Source organism: Sphingomonas sp. GV3 (assembly GCF_031082075.1).
Lineage (GTDB): Bacteria > Pseudomonadota > Alphaproteobacteria > Sphingomonadales > Sphingomonadaceae > Sphingomonas > Sphingomonas beigongshangi.
This window is the reverse complement of record NZ_JARWLE010000001.1, coordinates 1,649,078-1,665,280: the sequence shown is the minus strand read 5'-3', so window position 1 is coordinate 1,665,280 and position 16,203 is coordinate 1,649,078. Positions and strand designations below refer to the sequence as shown.

Annotated in this window: 13 protein-coding genes; 1 reads left to right on the top strand and 12 read right to left on the bottom strand. The window is 68.1% G+C overall.

Annotated features, from left to right (window positions below; genetic code table 11):
- Nucleotides 1-8: 8 nt before the first annotated feature.
- The 8 genes from RF701_RS07735 to miaB all read right to left on the bottom strand — a co-directional run bounded on the left by RF701_RS07735 (nucleotide 9) and on the right by miaB (nucleotide 10,476).
- Complete coding sequence (locus RF701_RS07735; RefSeq protein WP_308814603.1) at nucleotides 9-2,174, bottom strand: TonB-dependent siderophore receptor; 2,166 nt, start codon at nucleotides 2,172-2,174, stop codon at nucleotides 9-11.
- A gap of 23 nt (nucleotides 2,175-2,197) precedes the next feature.
- Nucleotides 2,198-3,067, bottom strand: a complete 870-nt coding sequence (locus tag RF701_RS07730; protein ID WP_308814602.1) for a Brp/Blh family beta-carotene 15,15'-dioxygenase — start codon at nucleotides 3,065-3,067, stop codon at nucleotides 2,198-2,200.
- A complete protein-coding gene (locus tag RF701_RS07725; protein WP_308814601.1) occupies nucleotides 3,064-3,777 on the bottom strand; it encodes a bacteriorhodopsin in 714 nt (237 codons plus the stop codon). Before RF701_RS07725 ends, RF701_RS07730 begins: the two co-directional genes overlap by 4 nt.
- Nucleotides 3,778-3,998: 221 nt before the next feature.
- The gene (gene katG / locus RF701_RS07720; protein ID WP_308814600.1) at nucleotides 3,999-6,215 is read right to left on the bottom strand and encodes a catalase/peroxidase HPI; all 2,217 of its coding nucleotides are present in this window, start codon (nucleotides 6,213-6,215) and stop codon (nucleotides 3,999-4,001) included.
- Between the two features lie 152 nt (nucleotides 6,216-6,367).
- Nucleotides 6,368-7,273 (bottom strand): hemolysin family protein, encoded by a 906-nt coding sequence (locus tag RF701_RS07715; protein WP_210358222.1) that lies wholly within the window; start codon nucleotides 7,271-7,273, stop codon nucleotides 6,368-6,370.
- Between the two features lie 11 nt (nucleotides 7,274-7,284).
- Nucleotides 7,285-7,794, bottom strand: a complete 510-nt coding sequence (gene ybeY / locus RF701_RS07710; RefSeq protein WP_210358221.1) for an rRNA maturation RNase YbeY — start codon at nucleotides 7,792-7,794, stop codon at nucleotides 7,285-7,287.
- Between the two features lie 183 nt (nucleotides 7,795-7,977).
- Nucleotides 7,978-8,976: a PhoH family protein gene (locus RF701_RS07705; protein WP_308814599.1), complete on the bottom strand. Its 999-nt coding sequence runs from the start codon at nucleotides 8,974-8,976 to the stop codon at nucleotides 7,978-7,980.
- 129 nt (nucleotides 8,977-9,105) lie between these two features.
- Complete coding sequence (gene miaB / locus RF701_RS07700) at nucleotides 9,106-10,476, bottom strand: tRNA (N6-isopentenyl adenosine(37)-C2)-methylthiotransferase MiaB (protein ID WP_308814598.1); 1,371 nt, start codon at nucleotides 10,474-10,476, stop codon at nucleotides 9,106-9,108.
- Nucleotides 10,477-10,539: 63 nt separating this feature from the next.
- On the opposite strand from miaB, the gene RF701_RS07695 reads away from it, so the two are divergent.
- On the top strand, nucleotides 10,540-11,355 hold the full coding sequence (locus tag RF701_RS07695) for a MipA/OmpV family protein (protein WP_210358219.1): 816 nt from the start codon (nucleotides 10,540-10,542) through the stop codon (nucleotides 11,353-11,355).
- 12 nt (nucleotides 11,356-11,367) lie between these two features.
- On the opposite strand, the gene RF701_RS07690 is transcribed toward RF701_RS07695, so the two are convergent.
- The 4 genes from RF701_RS07690 to RF701_RS07675 form a co-directional block, all read right to left on the bottom strand.
- Nucleotides 11,368-11,751: a hypothetical protein gene (locus tag RF701_RS07690; protein WP_210358218.1), complete on the bottom strand. Its 384-nt coding sequence runs from the start codon at nucleotides 11,749-11,751 to the stop codon at nucleotides 11,368-11,370.
- A gap of 55 nt (nucleotides 11,752-11,806) precedes the next feature.
- Complete coding sequence (locus RF701_RS07685) at nucleotides 11,807-12,559, bottom strand: lysophospholipid acyltransferase family protein (RefSeq protein ID WP_308814596.1); 753 nt, start codon at nucleotides 12,557-12,559, stop codon at nucleotides 11,807-11,809.
- 6 nt (nucleotides 12,560-12,565) lie between these two features.
- On the bottom strand, nucleotides 12,566-12,988 hold the full coding sequence (locus tag RF701_RS07680; protein WP_203310359.1) for a Fur family transcriptional regulator: 423 nt from the start codon (nucleotides 12,986-12,988) through the stop codon (nucleotides 12,566-12,568).
- A 127-nt stretch (nucleotides 12,989-13,115) separates the two neighbouring features.
- Nucleotides 13,116-16,004, bottom strand: coding sequence for an insulinase family protein (locus RF701_RS07675; RefSeq protein ID WP_308815636.1), 2,889 nt, complete (start codon nucleotides 16,002-16,004; stop codon nucleotides 13,116-13,118).
- Nucleotides 16,005-16,203: the final 199 nt, after the last annotated feature.

Below are 16,203 nucleotides of genomic sequence, written 5' to 3'. Positions count from 1 at the left end.
GCCCCCGCTCAGAAGCGATAGCCGATCGTCGCCTGGATCGTGCGGCGGTTGCCGTACCAGCACCAATTGTAGTTGGCGAAGCAGCTGGTCAGGTACCGCTTGTCGAACACGTTGGTGGCGTTGACCGCGAGGGTGACGCCGCGCAGCGACGGCGTGGCGTCGGCCAGCTCGTAGCGGACGAGCGCGTCGAACACCGTATAGGCGGGCGTATCGCGCGCAATGCCGTCGATCGGCGAGATGCCCGCGTAGATGCGATCGACGTGGCGGGCGGCTCCGCCAAGCGTCAGGCCCGCCAGCGGGCCGGCAGTCGGCGCCCAGTCGAGCGCCAGCGAGGCGCCGCCGCGGCCGACCGTCTCCAGCCGCCGACCGACGCGCGCGGGATCGTCGGCATCCGCCGTCACCTTGACGCTCTGCCGGCTATAGGCCCCCCGGACTGCGAAGCCATGCGGCAGCGGCGCGCTGCCTTCGAACTCGACGCCGGTCGAACGCACCCGCCCGGTCTGCCGCGACACGCTGAAATCGGGCGTCGAGGTGAGCACGTTGGTCTGGTCGATGCGGAACCACGCGCCCGACAGCAGGATTGGCGTTCCCGGTATGCTGAACTTGACGCCCGCTTCCAGCTGCCGGCCGAGCGACGGATCGGCGATGCCGGTGCTGCCGTCCGCCCGGCGGACCAGCGACGATTGTGGCTCGAACGACGTCGAATAGCTGACATAGGGCGCAAGGCCGAACGGCAGCGTGTAGAGCGCGCCGGCCCGCCAGGTGAACTTGCGATCGTCCTTCGCGCCTAGCCCGGCTTGCTCCGCGTGCGCCCAGTCGTGGCGTCCGCTGAGCAGGACGCGCAGTGCGCCGACGGCGATCTGATCCTGCGCGTAGAGGCCCTGCTGCCGCTGGCGGACGACATAGTTGCCGGCAAAGGGGTCTGGCACCGCCGCCGGCGTCTGCGGCACGGGCATCGTGCCATAGACGGGGGCATAGGCGTCGATCGGGGTCGCCGATCCGAACGCGAACGCCTCCCTTGCATGCGCCACCTGGCGATCGGTGCCGAACAGCAGCGTGTGCGACACCGCGCCGGTCCGGACGCTGCCGGTCAGCTGGTTGTCGTAGGTCCAATTGTCCAGCTGTTCGTCGGTTGCGTAGGAGGCGCGGCCGAAGCGGCGCAGCGACGCATCGAGCGGCGCGCCCGTGGTGTAGACCAGGCCCAGCCGCGCGGTGACATGCTGATAGCGGCCCGACGCGCGCAGGGCCCAGCCGTCGCCGAAATCGTGGCGAAAGATATAGGTGAGCGCCGCCTGCTCCCGCCGGAAGCGGCTGCCCGCTTCGCCCGCGTCGAAGCTCGTCGGCAGCCGCCCGTTCGGGCTGGCGATCAGCGTGCCGAGCGTCGGAAAGACGCCATAGGTGCCGTTGTACGGATCGTGCGAATAGGCGCCGAGCAAGGTGAAGCTGGTCGCGCTGCCCGCGCCAGCCGTGACGGCGGCGGACACCGTCTCGCGCTCGCGCTTGCCGAACGTCTGTTGCGTCGAGGCGCCGTTCGCGCTGCCGTACAGCCGCCACGCTACGCCCGCGCCGGCACGGCCGCCGACATCGGCGTCGATCCGGTACAGGTCGTAGGTGCCATATGTACCGGCAACCGCCCCATAGAACGGGGCGTCGATCGGCAGCTTGCTGCTCTCCGCGACAAGGCCGCCGGGGCTTGACTGGCCGTACAGGACGGAGGCGGGGCCCTTGACCACCTCGACCCGATCGAGCCGCGATACGTCGACCTGCGGCACGGCATAGCCGGTCGGGCTCTGGAACAGCTTGAGACCATCCAGGAAGACGGGGGCGTCGAAGCCGCGCAGCTTGAACTGGTCGTAGACTTCCGCGCTCGCCCCGCGCGTCTCGGGCGTCACGCCCGCGACGAAGCGCAGCGACTGGTTCAGGTTCTGCAGCCCCAGTTCGGCGATATCCTCGCCCGTGATCAGGCTGATCGACTGCGGCGTTTCGGCCAGGGGAACCGAGGTCTTCGTGCCCGACGCGGCCTGGTTCGAATCCTGCTGGCCGGTGACGACGATGTCGCCACGGTCGGCGTCGCGCGCGCGCTGCGTCGCAAGATCCTGCGCGGCGACCGGGGCGGGCGCGCCGACCGCGGCAACACCGATCAGCAGCGCGTTGAAGATAGGAGAAGACGACATGGATGATCCCTTTCGGGACCCGGCTAGTGATATTGCGACAAACTATCAATAGCAATGTGATTGCGCATGGGGTGTTTCGTGAGGGCGTGTGCCTTCTGGGTGAACCACGGGGTCACCAGCAGGTGCGGCATGGCGAGTGCCGCGATCGCGGCGAACAATCCGCGTATGCCGCTGTTGTCGAAGCGCAGCACGATCGTCGTCACCAAGGCGAATACGGCGATCGCTGCTGCCATGATTGGCGCAGTCGCGCGCAGATAGCCGGACATGGTGGCGCAGCCGATGCGCGCGCGCCGGACGCTGGTCTGCGGCAGCGCATGGAGGATGAGAAAGCCGAGCGCGAAGCCGATCAACGGCGGGAACAGCAGTAGCGCCATCGTCCCGCCGACCAGCCGTGGGTCGCGCCGCGTTAGGCCGGTGGCGATCAGCACCGCAGCCGCTATTCCGCCGATCGTCGCCATCACGGCGATGATCGCGGGCGATACGGCATCGCCGCCGGCGGCGACGTGCAACAGCGTGCGCAATTGGGCCGGATGCAGATTTGCGGGCGTCGCGATAAGGCTCATGCCCCGTAGCGCCCGCTCGCGCCACGATCCTTCCGGCGCGTCCTCCATCGCGAAATGGACGGCGGAGGCCCCGAGGAACAGCGGCAGGGCAAGGGCTGGCCGCGTGATCCACCAGGCGAGGCAGAGCAGCGATCCGGCGGCATAAGCGGCGAGGAACGCGGGCCTGCGCGCGCGCGCGACGATCGCAAGATCGCTGGCGCCATGCGCCATGCCGATGACGCCAACGGCAAGGACGGCGAAGCCGAGCTGGGCGGCGGGCGGCCCGACGGCGGCGAGGCACGCCGCCGCCGTCAGGACGCACCACCCGGCCGCGGGCGCGCGCGCGATCACGCCGCGTGGCGGCGCGTCTCGCCGTCGTCTCCCAGCGCCGCGTCGAGGTTCTTCGCGGCGTAGAAGGCGTAGGCGACCTTGGCGACCACATCCATGACCAGGATCGCCCAGACGGAGCTCGGGTCGCTGATCATCTTCAGGCCTTCGGGGCCGATGGCGAAGACGATGGGATAGAGGAACCACACAACCGTCAGCAGCGTGACGTTCTTTCCATATGCCAAGCCGACGGCGGTGCCGCGGGCGTTGGCCGCCGTCCGCAGGGGGACCCAGAGCAGGTACAACACGCCGACGAAGGCGGCGCACGACCAGGCGAACCACACCCATTTTACCAGCGGAACCTGCGCCAGCGACGAGATGAGCCCGGTCACGATCATCAGCACGTCGAGCGTGATGATCGCCGTCAGATAACCGCCGACCTCACCCGTCCGACCGCGATCGTGGAAGGCAACGAGCACGAGGCCGGCGAGCAGGATCGGCGTCGTGACCGACCAGTCCAGATAGCGCGCGACATAGGTCACGGCGCCGTCGACGGTGACGAGCGTGCCGATGCCGAAAGCCATGGCGAGATGGGCCGTCGCCGCGATGAACGGCACGCTGGCATGCAGCAGCGTATGGTGTCCCGCCGGATAGCTTTTCCTGCCCGTCGCATAGATCGCGAGCGATCCCAGCGACATGATGGTAAATCCTGTCAGAAAGGCGGTCTGGTCCATAGGGTGTCGTCCTGGGGCGGAACGGCCCTATGCCGCTCCCAGCGCCTTAACGTGGTTTGTAACTTTTTGTGTCCGGCCGCCTGCCGACCAAAGGCGGTGGCTGTCGACGCCCGACGCAGAAAGGCCGCCGACATCGCTGTCGGCGGCCTCGTCGCCCGCTTCGGGGCAGGGGAGGGGGAAGCGGGCGTGCTGCCGGCCGGAGCGGACCCCGGCGGAGACGATCAGACCCTAAGGTCGTACCGGTCGGCGTTCATGACCTTCGTCCATGCCTTGACGAAATGATCGGCGAACATCGCCTTCGCGTCGTCACACGCATAGACCTCGGCGACCGCACGCAGCTGCGAGTTGGAGCCGAACACCAGATCGGTGCGCGAGGCGGTCCACTTCTGTTCGTGCGTATGCCTGTCGGTGCCGACGAACTCCTCGTCGCTCTCGTCGCTCACCTGCTTCCACGCCGTGCCCATGTCGAGCAGGTTTACGAAGAAGTCGTTGGTCAGTTGGCCGGGCCGATCGGTGAAGACGCCGTGCCGCGCCGCCTTCGGGTGATTGGCGCCGAGGACGCGCAGACCGCCGACCAGCACCGTCATCTCCGGCGCCGACAGGCCGAGCAACTGCGCCCGGTCGATCATCAGCTCCTCGGTCGGCACGTTGAACTTGACCTGCAGATAGTTGCGGAAGGCATCGGCCTTCGGCTCGAGCACGTCGAAGCTGTCGGCGTCGGTCTGCTCGGCCGATGCATCGGTACGACCGGGGGTGAAGGGCACTTCCAGCGCATGTCCGGCAGCTTTCGCCGCCTGCTCGATACCGACAGAGCCGCCGAGCACGATGAGGTCGGCGATCGAGACCTTCCGGTCACCCTTCCCGTCGAAATCGGCCTTGATGCCCTCATATACCTGAAGGACCTTGGCCAGCTGCTCGGGATTGTTGACGTCCCAGTCCTTCTGGGGCGCGAGGCGGATGCGTGCGCCGTTCGCGCCGCCGCGATGATCCGACCCGCGCCATGTCGCGGCAGAAGCCCAGGCGGTGGTGACAAGTTCGGCGATGGACAGGCCCGAGTCCGCAATCGCCACCTTCAGCGCGGCGATGTCCTCGGCCTCGATCTGCGGATAGTCGGCCGCGGGGATGGGATCCTGCCAGATCAGCTCTTCCTGCGGCACTTCCGGCCCGATCAGGCGGCTCTTCGGCCCCATGTCACGGTGGGTCAGCTTGTACCAGGCGCGCGCCCAGACGTCCGCGAAATAGGCCGGGTCCGCACGGAATTTCTGGCAGATCGCGTTGTATGCCGGATCCACCTTCAGCGCCATGTCGGCGGTCGACATCATCGTCGGCACGCGCTTGCCCGGCGTATGCGCGGCGGGGGCGAGCGTGTCCTCCGGATTGCCCACGGGCTGCCACTGATGGGCGCCGGCCGGGCTCTTCACCAGTTCGTACTCATGGTCGAAGAGCATGTCGAAATAGGTCATGTCCCAGGTCGTCGGCGTCGGCGTCCATGCGCCCTCGAGTCCGCTGGTGATCGTATGATCGCCCATGCCGCTCTCGTGCGTCGAGGCCCAGCCGAGTCCCTGGCTGGCAATGTCGGAGCCCTCGGGCTCCTTGCCGACATGGCTCGGATCGCCGGCGCCATGCGCCTTGCCGAACGTATGGCCGCCAGCGGTCAGCGCCACGGTTTCCTCGTCGTTCATGCCCATGCGCGCGAAGGTCTCGCGCATGTCGCGCGCCGACCCCTGCGGCATCGGACAGCCGCCCGGTCCTTCGGGATTGACGTAGATGAGGCCGTGCTGGATCGCGGCGAGCGGGCTTTCGAGCGCCAGGCCCGCTTCCTCGTCGATGCGCGTCTGGCCGAGCCATTCCTCCTCGGTGCCCCAATAGACATCCTTTTCCGGCTCGAACACGTCCTCGCGTCCGCCGGAGAAGCCGAAGGTCGGGCCGCCCATCGATTCGATCGCGACATTGCCCGCCAGGATGAATAGGTCCGCCCAGCTCAGCTTGCGCCCGTATTTCTGCTTGATCGGCCAGAGCAGGCGACGCGCCTTGTCGAGGTTGCCGTTGTCGGGCCAGGAATTGAGCGGGGCGAAGCGCTGCTGGCCCGCGGACGAGCCGCCGCGCCCGTCGCCGGTGCGATAGGTGCCCGCCGAATGCCACGCCATGCGGATGAAGAACGGGCCGTAATGCCCGTAATCGGCCGGCCACCAAGGCTGACTGTCGGTCATCAGCGCGGTCAGATCGTCCTTCAACTGATCATAATCGAGCGTCAGGAATTCCGAGCGATAGTCGAAGTCGTCGCCCATCGGATTGCCGCTGACGCCCTTCTGGTGAAGGATGTCGATCGACAGTGATTCCGGCCACCAGTCCTTGGCGGTCTGGCCGAGCAGGCGGCGCATCGCGGCCGGCTGCTTCTTGGGATCGTTGATCGGGCTGCCTTCGGTAATGGCGTCCATGTCGCATCTCTCCTCGAAAACTCCTGCCGCGGGCCTGCGTCGCGCGCAGCACAACGCGCCACCACCCTGGCGATGCCCGGTGGTAGCGCAGCCCGTCTGATCGGAGAAACGTGTAATCGCGAAAGTTGTGATCGAAACAGCCGATCAGCCGATCAGGCGTCCTCGGGCGCCGGTACCGGCGGGTGCAGGCGCAGCCGGTGGATGCGCCGTTCGTCCGCGTCGAGCACCTCGAGCTTCCACCCGCTGGGGTGGTCGAGGCAGTCGCCGACATGCGGCACATGGCCAGCGAGCACCGCGGCAAGGCCGCCGACCGTGTCGACGTCGCTGTCCGCCTCGCCCAGGCGGGGATCGATCGCCTCGGCGACGTCCTCAAGCTCGGCGCGGGCGTCGACGTCCCAGGCGCCGCCGTCGATCGGCACCAGCAGCTGCTCCGGCATCTCGTCATGCTCGTCCGCGATGTCGCCTACGATCTCCTCGATCAGGTCCTCGATCGTGACGAGCCCCTCGGTGCCTGAATATTCGTCGAGCACGACGGCGAGGTGGACATGACTTGCGCGCATGTCGGCGAGCAGGTCGAGCGCACCGCGGGACATCGGGACGTACAGCGGCTCGCGGATCAGCGCGGCGATGCTGTCGGGGCGTGGTGCATCGGTCGCCAGGATGTTGAACACGTCCTTGATGTGGACCATGCCGATGATCGTATCGAGTTCGCCCCGATACACGGGCAAGCGGCTGTGGCCAGCTTCCGCGAAGATGCGCACCAGATCGTCGAAGCGGGTCTGCTCCTCGACGGCGATGACGTCCGCGCGCGGCACGCCGACATCGCCCGCGTCCCGCTCGCCGAAATGTAGGAGGTTGCGCACCATCTGGCGCTCGAGCGGGGTCAGGTCGCCCTTGACGTCGGGGGTCGGATCGCCCTCGTGCCGGTCGATCGCCTCTTCCAGCTGCGCACGGAGCGAGTCCTCCACGCGCCCGCCCGACATGAATCCCTTCAGCACCCGCCAGAGGCTGCTGTCCTGCTCGCCGCTCTGCGCGGCGCTACTTCGGTCTTCGGCCATCGGTGTTCGTGTCAGTCCTCTTGGATCAGATAAGGATCGGCGATGCCGAGCGCGGCGAGCGCCTGTCGCTCGATCTCTTCCATGCCTTCCGCCTCATCATCCTCGATATGGTCATAGCCTAGCAGATGCAGGACGCCGTGCACCATCAAATGGGTGGCATGATCGGTGACGCTGATCCCCCGCTCGGCAGCCTCCGCGACGCAGACGCCATGCGCGAGGACGATGTCGCCGAGCAGAAGTTCCCCATCGTCCGAATTCTGGCTGACCGTGTCGATCAGGTCGGCTTGCACCATGGGAAAGGAGAGGACGTTGGTCGGCTTGTCCTTGCCGCGATACTGGCGGTTGAGCGCGTGCACCTCGTCGTCGGCGGTGAGGCGGAGCGAGATTTCCACCGTCGCGGGGGTGGTCAGCAGGCCGCCATGCGGCGTGCGTTCTATAGCCGCACGGGCGGCCCGCGTGGCGACGCCGTCCCAGTCCGCGTCGGGCCAGGGATCTTCGCGGGTGAGTTCGATCTGGATCATCGGGCTGGGTCCGTCAGGCTGAAGGAGTCGCGCGGGAAAGGCGGCAGGCGTCGCCGATGAGCGCGCATATACCGACGAACGGCAATGCGCGATGGGCCGACCAGCGTTCCGACCGAAATCGTTCATCGCGGCGCACGCGGCCAGGGCGCGACCGGCATCGTCGCGCGCCATCGGCGCCCGTGTTCAACCGGCCGGTCCCTCGTAAGCCTCGACGATCCGGCCGACGATCGGGTGGCGGACCACGTCGGCGGCGGTGAAGCGGCACATCGAGATGCCTTCCACGCCTTCCAGCCGATAGGTCGCGTCGGCGAGGCCACTGGCCGCGACCCCACCGGGCAGGTCGGTCTGATTGGGGTCGCCGCAGATCACCATGCGGCTGTTCTGGCCGAAGCGGGTGAGGAACATCTTCATCTGCGCGGGGGTCGTGTTCTGCGCCTCGTCGAGGATGACGAACGCGTCCGCGAGCGTGCGACCGCGCATGAAGGCGATGGGCGCGATCTCGATCTCGCCGCTCGCGATGCGTCGCTCGACCTGCTCGGCCGGCAGGCAGTCATGCAGCGCATCGTAGAGAGGGCGCAGATAGGGGTCGACCTTCTCCTTCATGTCGCCCGGCAGGAAGCCGAGCTTCTCGCCGGCTTCCACGGCCGGGCGCGAAAGGATCAGTCGCTGCACCGAACCGGTGATGAGCTGCGCGACGGCCTGCGCGACCGCGATATAGGTCTTGCCGGTGCCGGCCGGGCCGAGCGCGAAGATCATGTCGTGGCTGGTCAGTTCGCGCATGTAATGCGCCTGCGCCAGCGTGCGGGGCACGATCGTTTTCTTGCGCGTGCGGATCATCACCGACGGCACGGCACCGCGTTCGGCGCTGACGATGCCGTCGAGCGTCGGCTCCGCGGCCATCGCGATCGAGGCATCGACCAGCCCGGTATCGACCTCTTCGCCGCGCTGGATCCGCTGATAGAGATCGTTGAGCACGTCGCGAGCGAGCGCGACCTGTTCGGCCGTTCCCTCCAGGCCAACGCGATTGCCGCGCGCCGTGATATACACGCCTAGGCGGTTTTCCAGCGCGACGAGATGCTGGTCGTACTGGCCGAAGAGAAGGCTGAGCAGCTGGGGCTTGTCGAAAAGGACCTCTACCCGGCTGCGTTCACCGGACTGGGCGGGGACAGGCTTGCGGCTCATGCGGTCCTTTCGACGGTCGTGATCCTTGCCGTTCATAATGGCGGACGGCCAGGGGTGTTGCGGCGATGTGGGAACCATGGCCCCCGCATTCCAGTCTGACAGCAGGCGAGGCCTTGGGACAGCCCCGTTTTATGCGGCTTGCCGCAGTCGGACCGTGCCCGACAGCGAATTCGGACCGGCCGCGACCAGTTCCACGTCGACCAGGTCGCCGATCGCCGCGTCGGCCATCAGGTGCACGGACTGCAACCACGGCGACTTGCCCAGCATCTGCCCCGGCAGTTTGCCGCGACGTTCGACCAGGACCTGGCACACGCGCCCAACGCTGGCGGCGTTGAAGCCATGCTGGTCGCGGTTGATCCGCGCCTGCAAGCGCTGCAGCCGCTCGTCCATCACCTCGGCGGCGATGTCGTCGCCCATGGTCGCCGCGGGCGTGCCGGGGCGGGGGCTGTACTTGAACGAGAAGGCCTGGGCGTAGCCGACGGCATCGATCAGGCTGAGCGTATCCTCGAACTCCGCCTCGGACTCTCCGGGGAAGCCGACGATGAAGTCGCCCGACAGCGCGATGTCGGGCCGGGCGGCGCGGATACGGTCGATCAGGCGAAGATAGGAGTCGCGATCGTGGCTGCGGTTCATCGCCTTCAGCACTCGGTCGTTGCCCGCCTGAACCGGCAGGTGGAGGAACGGCATCAGGCTTTCGACATCGCGATGCGCGTCGATCAGGCCCTGCGTCATGTCGTTGGGATGGCTCGTCGTGTAGCGGATGCGGGCGAGGTTGGGGATGCGATCCAGCGTCCGGATCAGGCCGCCGAGATCCTGGCCGTCCTGGGCCCATGCGTTGACGTTCTGGCCGAGCAGCGTGATCTCCCGCGCGCCGGCGTCGACCAGCGCCTTCGCCTCGTCGACGATCGCCGCGAACGGCCGGCTGATCTCCGCACCCCGTGTATAGGGCACGACGCAATAGGTGCAGAACTTGTCGCAACCCTCCTGTACCGTCAGGAAGGCGGTGGGTCCGACCCGACGGCGTGCCGGCAAGGCCCCGAACTTCGATAGGGCGGGCATGTCGGTGTCGAGCGCCGCGGCACCGTCCGCCGCCGCCTTCGCGACCAGCGCGGGGAGGTTGTGATAGGCCTGCGGGCCGACGACGACATCGACCTTTGCCCGGCGAACGATCTCCTCGCCCTCCGCCTGGGCGACGCAGCCCGCGACGGCGATCATCGGCACGCGGCCCTGCTCCCCCGCGACCTTGCGCAGGCGGCCGATATCGGAATACACCTTTTCCGTCGCCTTCTCGCGAATGTGGCAGGTGTTGAGCACGACGAGGTCGGCGGCGTGCGCATCGTCCGTGGGAACGAGTCCATCCGCGGCCATCAATTCGGCCATGCGTTCGCCGTCATACACGTTCATCTGGCAGCCGAACGACTTGACGTGAAAGGTTCGGGGCGCGCCTGCGGCGGTCGTGTCAGCAGGGGTGGGAACGGGAGTTTCACCGGGGAATTGCATGGCCGCCGCATAGCGGGTTTGCGGTCCCATCGCCAGCATCGCGCAAGCAGGGAGAAAGCGCCAATGCACGATCGTCTCGACGCTATTCACTGGCAGGCCTGGCGTCCGGTCGCGGTGATGATGGCGGTGGGCGCGCTATCCGCGATGCCGGCGGCGGCGCAGATCGACGACGGCGGGCCACGGCGGACGCGCGTCACGCTCGGACCGGAACTCGTCCCCGCCTTTCCCGGCGCCGATCGGGTGCGCCTTTCCCCGCTGGTCGACGTGTCGCGGGCGCCGGGCGACGATCCGATCGCGTTCGAGGCGCCGGACGAAAGCGCGGGATTCGCGCTGTGGCAGCGTGGCGGTTTCGCGATCGGGCCGGCGCTGAACCTCGTCGGGCGGCGGCTGGCGCGTGACACCGACGGTCTGCTGCCCACGGTCGGGCGCACGGTCGAACTAGGCGGGTCGCTCCAATATGCCGTGTCGCCGTCCTGGCGGCTTCGGACGGAGGTGCGGCAGGGAATCGGTGGGCACAGAGGGCTCGTCGCGGGTCTCAGCGCCGATTACGTGGCGCGGGACGCCGATCGCTGGCTGTTTTCGATCGGTCCGCGCGTGACGCTATCCAATGCACGGTTCGACCGCGCCTATTTCGGCGTGTCGGCGGGGGATGCGGCGCGTTCGGGGCTGGGGGTCTACAGGCCCGGCGGCGGCGTGCAGGCCGTGGGCGTCACCGCGGGCTTCCTCCGCGCGATCGGTGGTCCGTGGGGCCTCTACACCTACGCGCGCTACGACCGGCTGGTCGGCGATGACGCGGCTTCACCCGTGACGCGCCGCTTCGGATCGCGGAGCCAGCCGGCGGGTGGCATCGGCCTCAGCTATACGTTCGGCGGACGCTGAGCCGGATCCGTTTCAGGCGGCGGCGGCGTCCGCATCCTGGAACAGCCACGCTTCGGCCTGCGCGATATCGAAGAACAGCCGGCCTCGCCCTCCGGCTGCGCGAATGATCTGTGATCGGGCGAGCGAACGCCCAACGACAAAAGCGATGCGGCGCGAAAGCGATTGCGGGTTGCGCAACACCTCGGCGAACATCGCGACCGCCTCTTGCGATTGAATGTTCATGCCGCGGATATCGACCAGCGTAAGATGCTGATTGGGCGGGCAGGCAAGGCCGGTCATGGCCTCGTTCCGCTCGCGCGTGAACCGCGCGATATCGGCTGCTTCGAAGAAACCGGCCATGGTGATGCTGATCAGATCCCGGTCCGGCGCTAGCTGAAAAGAAAAAGAAGCCTGCATGTCGAGCGTTTTATGGGCGGAACGTTAGCAACCGGTAAAATTCGGCCAAAATGGATCATACTATGTCCATCGTGGATGCTTTCCGCGGGGCGGCCGCCGCGATGGCGGCCTGGGCCGCGGCAGCAATCGCCTTGCGCCCGCCGCAAATTGTCGGATCGAACGCCGCGATGCAGTGCAGAGTCGCGTCGAAGCGGCCGCACCGACGCAGCACCCTTAGCGCGTGCGATTGGCCGGGCTCGTCACCGACCCACGCGAGTTCGTCCGTCGCGGCGCCATAGTCGATCCTGATCGGCTGGACCCGCGTACCTGCAGGCGGCGGATCGAGCGCGGCGAGCAGCGAAGCCTTGAACGGCAGCAGGGTTCGCCCGTCGCCCGTCGTTCCCTCGGGAAAGATCGTGACCGCCCAGCCCTGGCGGAGGGCGAGGCGGAGCCGCTCGATCTGACCGGCGATTCCCAGCCTGTCCTCCCGCGCGACGAAGATCGTGCGATTGAGCGTGCACAGCCAGCCGATCAACGGGACGCGGGCCAGTTCACCCTTGGCGACGAAGGTGGTGCCGGTTGCGGCGGCTAGTAGGAGTATGTCTATCCAGCTGAGGTGGTTGGACAGGAAAACGACGTTCCTGCGCAGCGGCGTGCCGATGACGTGCAGCCGCGCGCCGACGATGCGCGCGCTGGCGCCGAGGAACAGCCGGGGCCAGGGCGAGGGCAGGCGGCAGAGGCGCCAGAGGCCGTGCAGGAGGAGCGCCCCGGCGAGGGCGGCGACGAGGGCGAGGAGCCGCGCGGCGAGGCGCAGGTTGCCGCCCATCATCGCGGCTCAGTTCTTGCGGTCGAGGCTGACGCCGTACAGTTCCATGCGATGGTCGACGAGCCGGAAGCCGAGACGTTCCGCGATCGCCTTTTGCAGCTGTTCGACCTCGGGGTCGACGAACTCGATCACCCGGCCGGTCTCGACGTCGATCAGATGGTCGTGATGCGCCTCGGGCGCGGGCTCGTAGCGGGCGCGGCCGTCGCCGAAGTCATGGCGGTCGAGGATCCCCGCCTCTTCGAACAGGCGCACGGTGCGATAGACGGTGGCGATCGAGATGCCGGGATCGATCGCGGAGGCCCGCTCGTAGACCTTTTCGACGTCCGGATGATCCTCCGCCTCCGACAGCACGCGCGCGATGACGCGGCGCTGCTCGGTGATGCGCAGGCCCTTTTGCGCGCACAGGGCTTCGAGATCGATTTTGCGAGGCATGCGCACACCCTATCGCGAAGCGCTAATTGCGAAAAGCGAAACCGACTCGCAATAACGCCTCGATCGCATGGTCCTGCGGCGGGGGAGGGCCGACGCCGCCCCCGCCATAGCCTGACTGGATCGGACGCTATTTGCCCGTCTCTGCGGCCCCGCCCGCCTTGCGCGGCAGCACCGCGAGCGTCCAGTCCTTTGACGGGACCAGATATTTCGCGGCGGTCTGCTGCAGCGACGCGGGGGTCACCGCGCCGAAGTCGCGCCCGATCCGCTGCGTCGCGTCCAGGCGCGTCGCATCGTAGGCGCTGCCCGACAGCTCGCGCATCCAGAACAGGCTGCTCGTCGCGGCGCGCTGGTACAGCTGCTGCAACGGTCCCTTGACGCGCGCGAGCTCGTCGTCGGAGATCGGATGCGCCGCGAGATCGGCGGCGATGTCGCGGGCCAGGCGGAAGAAGAGCGGCACGTTGGCGGGGGCGACCTGGCTCATCGCCATCAAACGGCCGCCACCCGGCAGCCCCTTTGGCCAGCTGCTCGCCACGCCGGGGCTGTAGCTCGCGCCCGCCGCCTGACGCATCTTCTCGAACAGGCGGTCGCTGAACACCTGCGCCAGCACCTCGAGCTGCCGCGCGGTGGCGCTGTCGGCCATCCCGGCGCCGGTCGGCCATGCGATCACCGCCGCCGCCTGCGTCTCCGGCCCGTCGTGCAGGCGCAGCACCGGCGTCGCCACGTGCGCCGGGAAGCGGACGGGCGGCGTCGCGGCGGTCGACGGCGTGCGCGGCGGCAGCGCGCCGAAGCTCTTGGCGACCGCGGCGATCGCCGCGTCGGGGTCGATCTGGCCGAAGACGTCGACCTCGATCGGGCCGCTGGCGAGCAGGGGCGCCCAGAACGCCTTGAACGCGGCGGGCGTCAGCGCCTCGATCGCCTTGGCATCGGGCGTCCGCCAGCGCGGATCGCCATCGTGCAGCAATCCTTCCAGGTCGCGCGACAGGACGCCGTCGGCACTCGACTGATAGCCCGGAATCGCGGTCAGCGCCGCTTCCTTGGCACGCATCACCGGCGCCGCGTCCCAGCGCGGCGCGGCGAGCTTGGCGGCGATCAGCGTCAGTTCGTCGGCGTAATCCTTCGGGCTCGACAGCGCGGCCACCGAGAAGGCGTCCTCGTCGATATCGAAGTCGAGGCCGAGCTGCCGCCCCGCGGTCAACTGGTCGAGATCGTCCTGGCCCAGGTTGCCGATGCCGCTCTCCATCAGCGCAAGATCACCCGACCAGCCGAGCGACTGGCGGTCCGCGGGCAGCGCGTTGTACCCGCGCCCGAAGCGCACGCGCACGAACACCCGGCCGGTATCGTCCGGATTGGCGAAGAGCAGCATGCGCACGCCGTTGGCAAAGGTCACCTTTTCCAGGGGCAGGCCCTGCACCTGCTCGCGCGACGCGACCGTCCCCGGCGTGCCGAGCGCTGGCAGCTTGCTGAAATCGACGGACCCCTGCGTGGCGCGCTTGACGGTCAGCTGCGAGACATCCGCCTTCAACGCGGCCGCCAGCTTTTCCGCCGTGCCCTTCTCCGCGGTGCGGGTATTGACGAGGGCTCGCGTCGCAACGCCGGTGAAGATCTTCCTGGTCGAGGCGAGGACCGCGGCGGGATTGAACATGCCGGCCTTCCTCGCGTCGGCGAGGATGTCATACTGGTTCTGCGGCGCGGTCACCGTTTCGCGAATGTCGAGCGCGCCGGCCATGTCGTCGGCCTGCTTGGCGCTCGCCTCGACGCGGGCGGTCTCGACGCCGTTGCGGATCGCGACCTCGTAATCGGCATATTCGCGGTCGATCTCCGCCTGCGTCGGCGGCGCCTTTTCGGCATCGGCGATCTCCGCGCGGACGTCCTTGAGCGCCTGTTCCCATTTGTCACCGACGGGCAGGATCAGCACCGTCGTCATGTTCGCCGAGCGGGAGCGATCGTCCAGGTCGACGCTCGCCTGGACGAAGCTGGCGCCGGCACGCGCACGGCGTTCCAGGCGGCGGCTGATCACCTTGGCGGCGATCGTGTCGACCATCCTCTTCTGATTGAAGATCTTGGTGTCGTTGTTGAAGTGCCAGGGACGCACGACGCCCATCATCACCAGCGGCGGCAGCCCCGGCTCGACCAGCGTGGCGCTGGTCGGCTGTTTCGGATCGGGCTGGCCGAAGTCCGGATCGGCGGGGGCGGGGCCGTTGCCCTTCCAATCCGCGAAATGCTTGACGACGAGCTGGCCGAGCGTCGCGGCGTCGACGTCGCCGGAGATGATGACGACGGCGCGTTCGGGGCGGTACCATTTGTCGTGGAACGCCTTGATGCTGTCGCCGGTCGCCGCCTCGAGCGTCTTCAGCGTGCCGATGGGCGAACGGTCGGCCAGCGGCTGGCCGGCGAAGAACAAGGCGTTCATCGCATCGGAGAGGCGGACCTGCGGCCCCGGCTGCTCGCGACGTTCGGCGAGCACGATCGGCCGCTCGGCGGCCACCGCCGCGTCGGTCAGCGTCGGCTTTTCCATCATGCCCGACAGGATCTTGAGGCTTTCGTCGAGCGTCTGCGGCGTCGCCGAGGGCAGGTCGAGCTTGTAGAGCGTCTGCGTCGGCGTGGTCGATGCGTTGGAATCGGAACCGAAGGTGGCGCCGAACCGCTGCCACACCCGCTTCGCCTCGCCGTCGGGGACATATTCCGAGCCGCGGAACGACAGATGCTCGATGAAATGGGCATAGCCGCGCTGCGTGTCGGTCTCGTTGAGCGAGCCGGCGTCGATGCGCACGCGGATCGATACCTGTCCCGGCGGCACGCCGTTCTTGCGCACCGCATAGCGCAGGCCGTTCGGCAGCGTGCCGAAGCTCCACGCCGGGTCGGGCGGCAGGTCGCTGCCCTTGTAGAGCCAGGCGGAGGTGTCGACCTTGACCGAGGGGGCCGTGGCGGGCGCGGTCTGGCCGACAAGCGGATTGGCGAGACCGAGGATGGGGCCGAGAAGCAGTACGGGCGCGAATGCGCGGGAGAAGAACGCCATGCCGGCCTTGTAGCGTGTGGCACGTGCAAGGGCTAGCTGGGCGCCGTGCACCCCGCCCAAGCGACGGCGCAGCGGTGGTGCCGGCGGAGGTTCCGCGACCCAGAAGACACCGCGCCATCGCCATGTTTTCGCCCCCGTGCGCCGATAGTCGCCACTGTCGACAGGAGCGGCGCGCATCGGCGCGCCACGCCGCCCTACA

Coding starts and splice junctions, on each gene's coding strand:
- miaB (WP_308814598.1), bottom strand. CDS start 10,476: ATGCAATTCCCCGGTGAAACTCCCGTTCCCACCCCTGCTGACACGACC.
- katG (WP_308814600.1), bottom strand. CDS start 6,215: ATGGACGCCATTACCGAAGGCAGCCCGATCAACGATCCCAAGAAGCAG.
- RF701_RS07685 (WP_308814596.1), bottom strand. CDS start 12,559: ATGATGGGCGGCAACCTGCGCCTCGCCGCGCGGCTCCTCGCCCTCGTC.
- RF701_RS07690 (WP_210358218.1), bottom strand. CDS start 11,751: ATGCAGGCTTCTTTTTCTTTTCAGCTAGCGCCGGACCGGGATCTGATC.
- RF701_RS07675 (WP_308815636.1), bottom strand. CDS start 16,004: ATGGCGTTCTTCTCCCGCGCATTCGCGCCCGTACTGCTTCTCGGCCCC.
- RF701_RS07695 (WP_210358219.1), top strand. CDS start 10,540: ATGCACGATCGTCTCGACGCTATTCACTGGCAGGCCTGGCGTCCGGTC.
- ybeY (WP_210358221.1), bottom strand. CDS start 7,794: ATGATCCAGATCGAACTCACCCGCGAAGATCCCTGGCCCGACGCGGAC.
- RF701_RS07725 (WP_308814601.1), bottom strand. CDS start 3,777: ATGGACCAGACCGCCTTTCTGACAGGATTTACCATCATGTCGCTGGGA.
- RF701_RS07680 (WP_203310359.1), bottom strand. CDS start 12,988: ATGCCTCGCAAAATCGATCTCGAAGCCCTGTGCGCGCAAAAGGGCCTG.
- RF701_RS07705 (WP_308814599.1), bottom strand. CDS start 8,976: ATGAGCCGCAAGCCTGTCCCCGCCCAGTCCGGTGAACGCAGCCGGGTA.
- RF701_RS07735 (WP_308814603.1), bottom strand. CDS start 2,174: ATGTCGTCTTCTCCTATCTTCAACGCGCTGCTGATCGGTGTTGCCGCG.
- RF701_RS07715 (WP_210358222.1), bottom strand. CDS start 7,273: ATGGCCGAAGACCGAAGTAGCGCCGCGCAGAGCGGCGAGCAGGACAGC.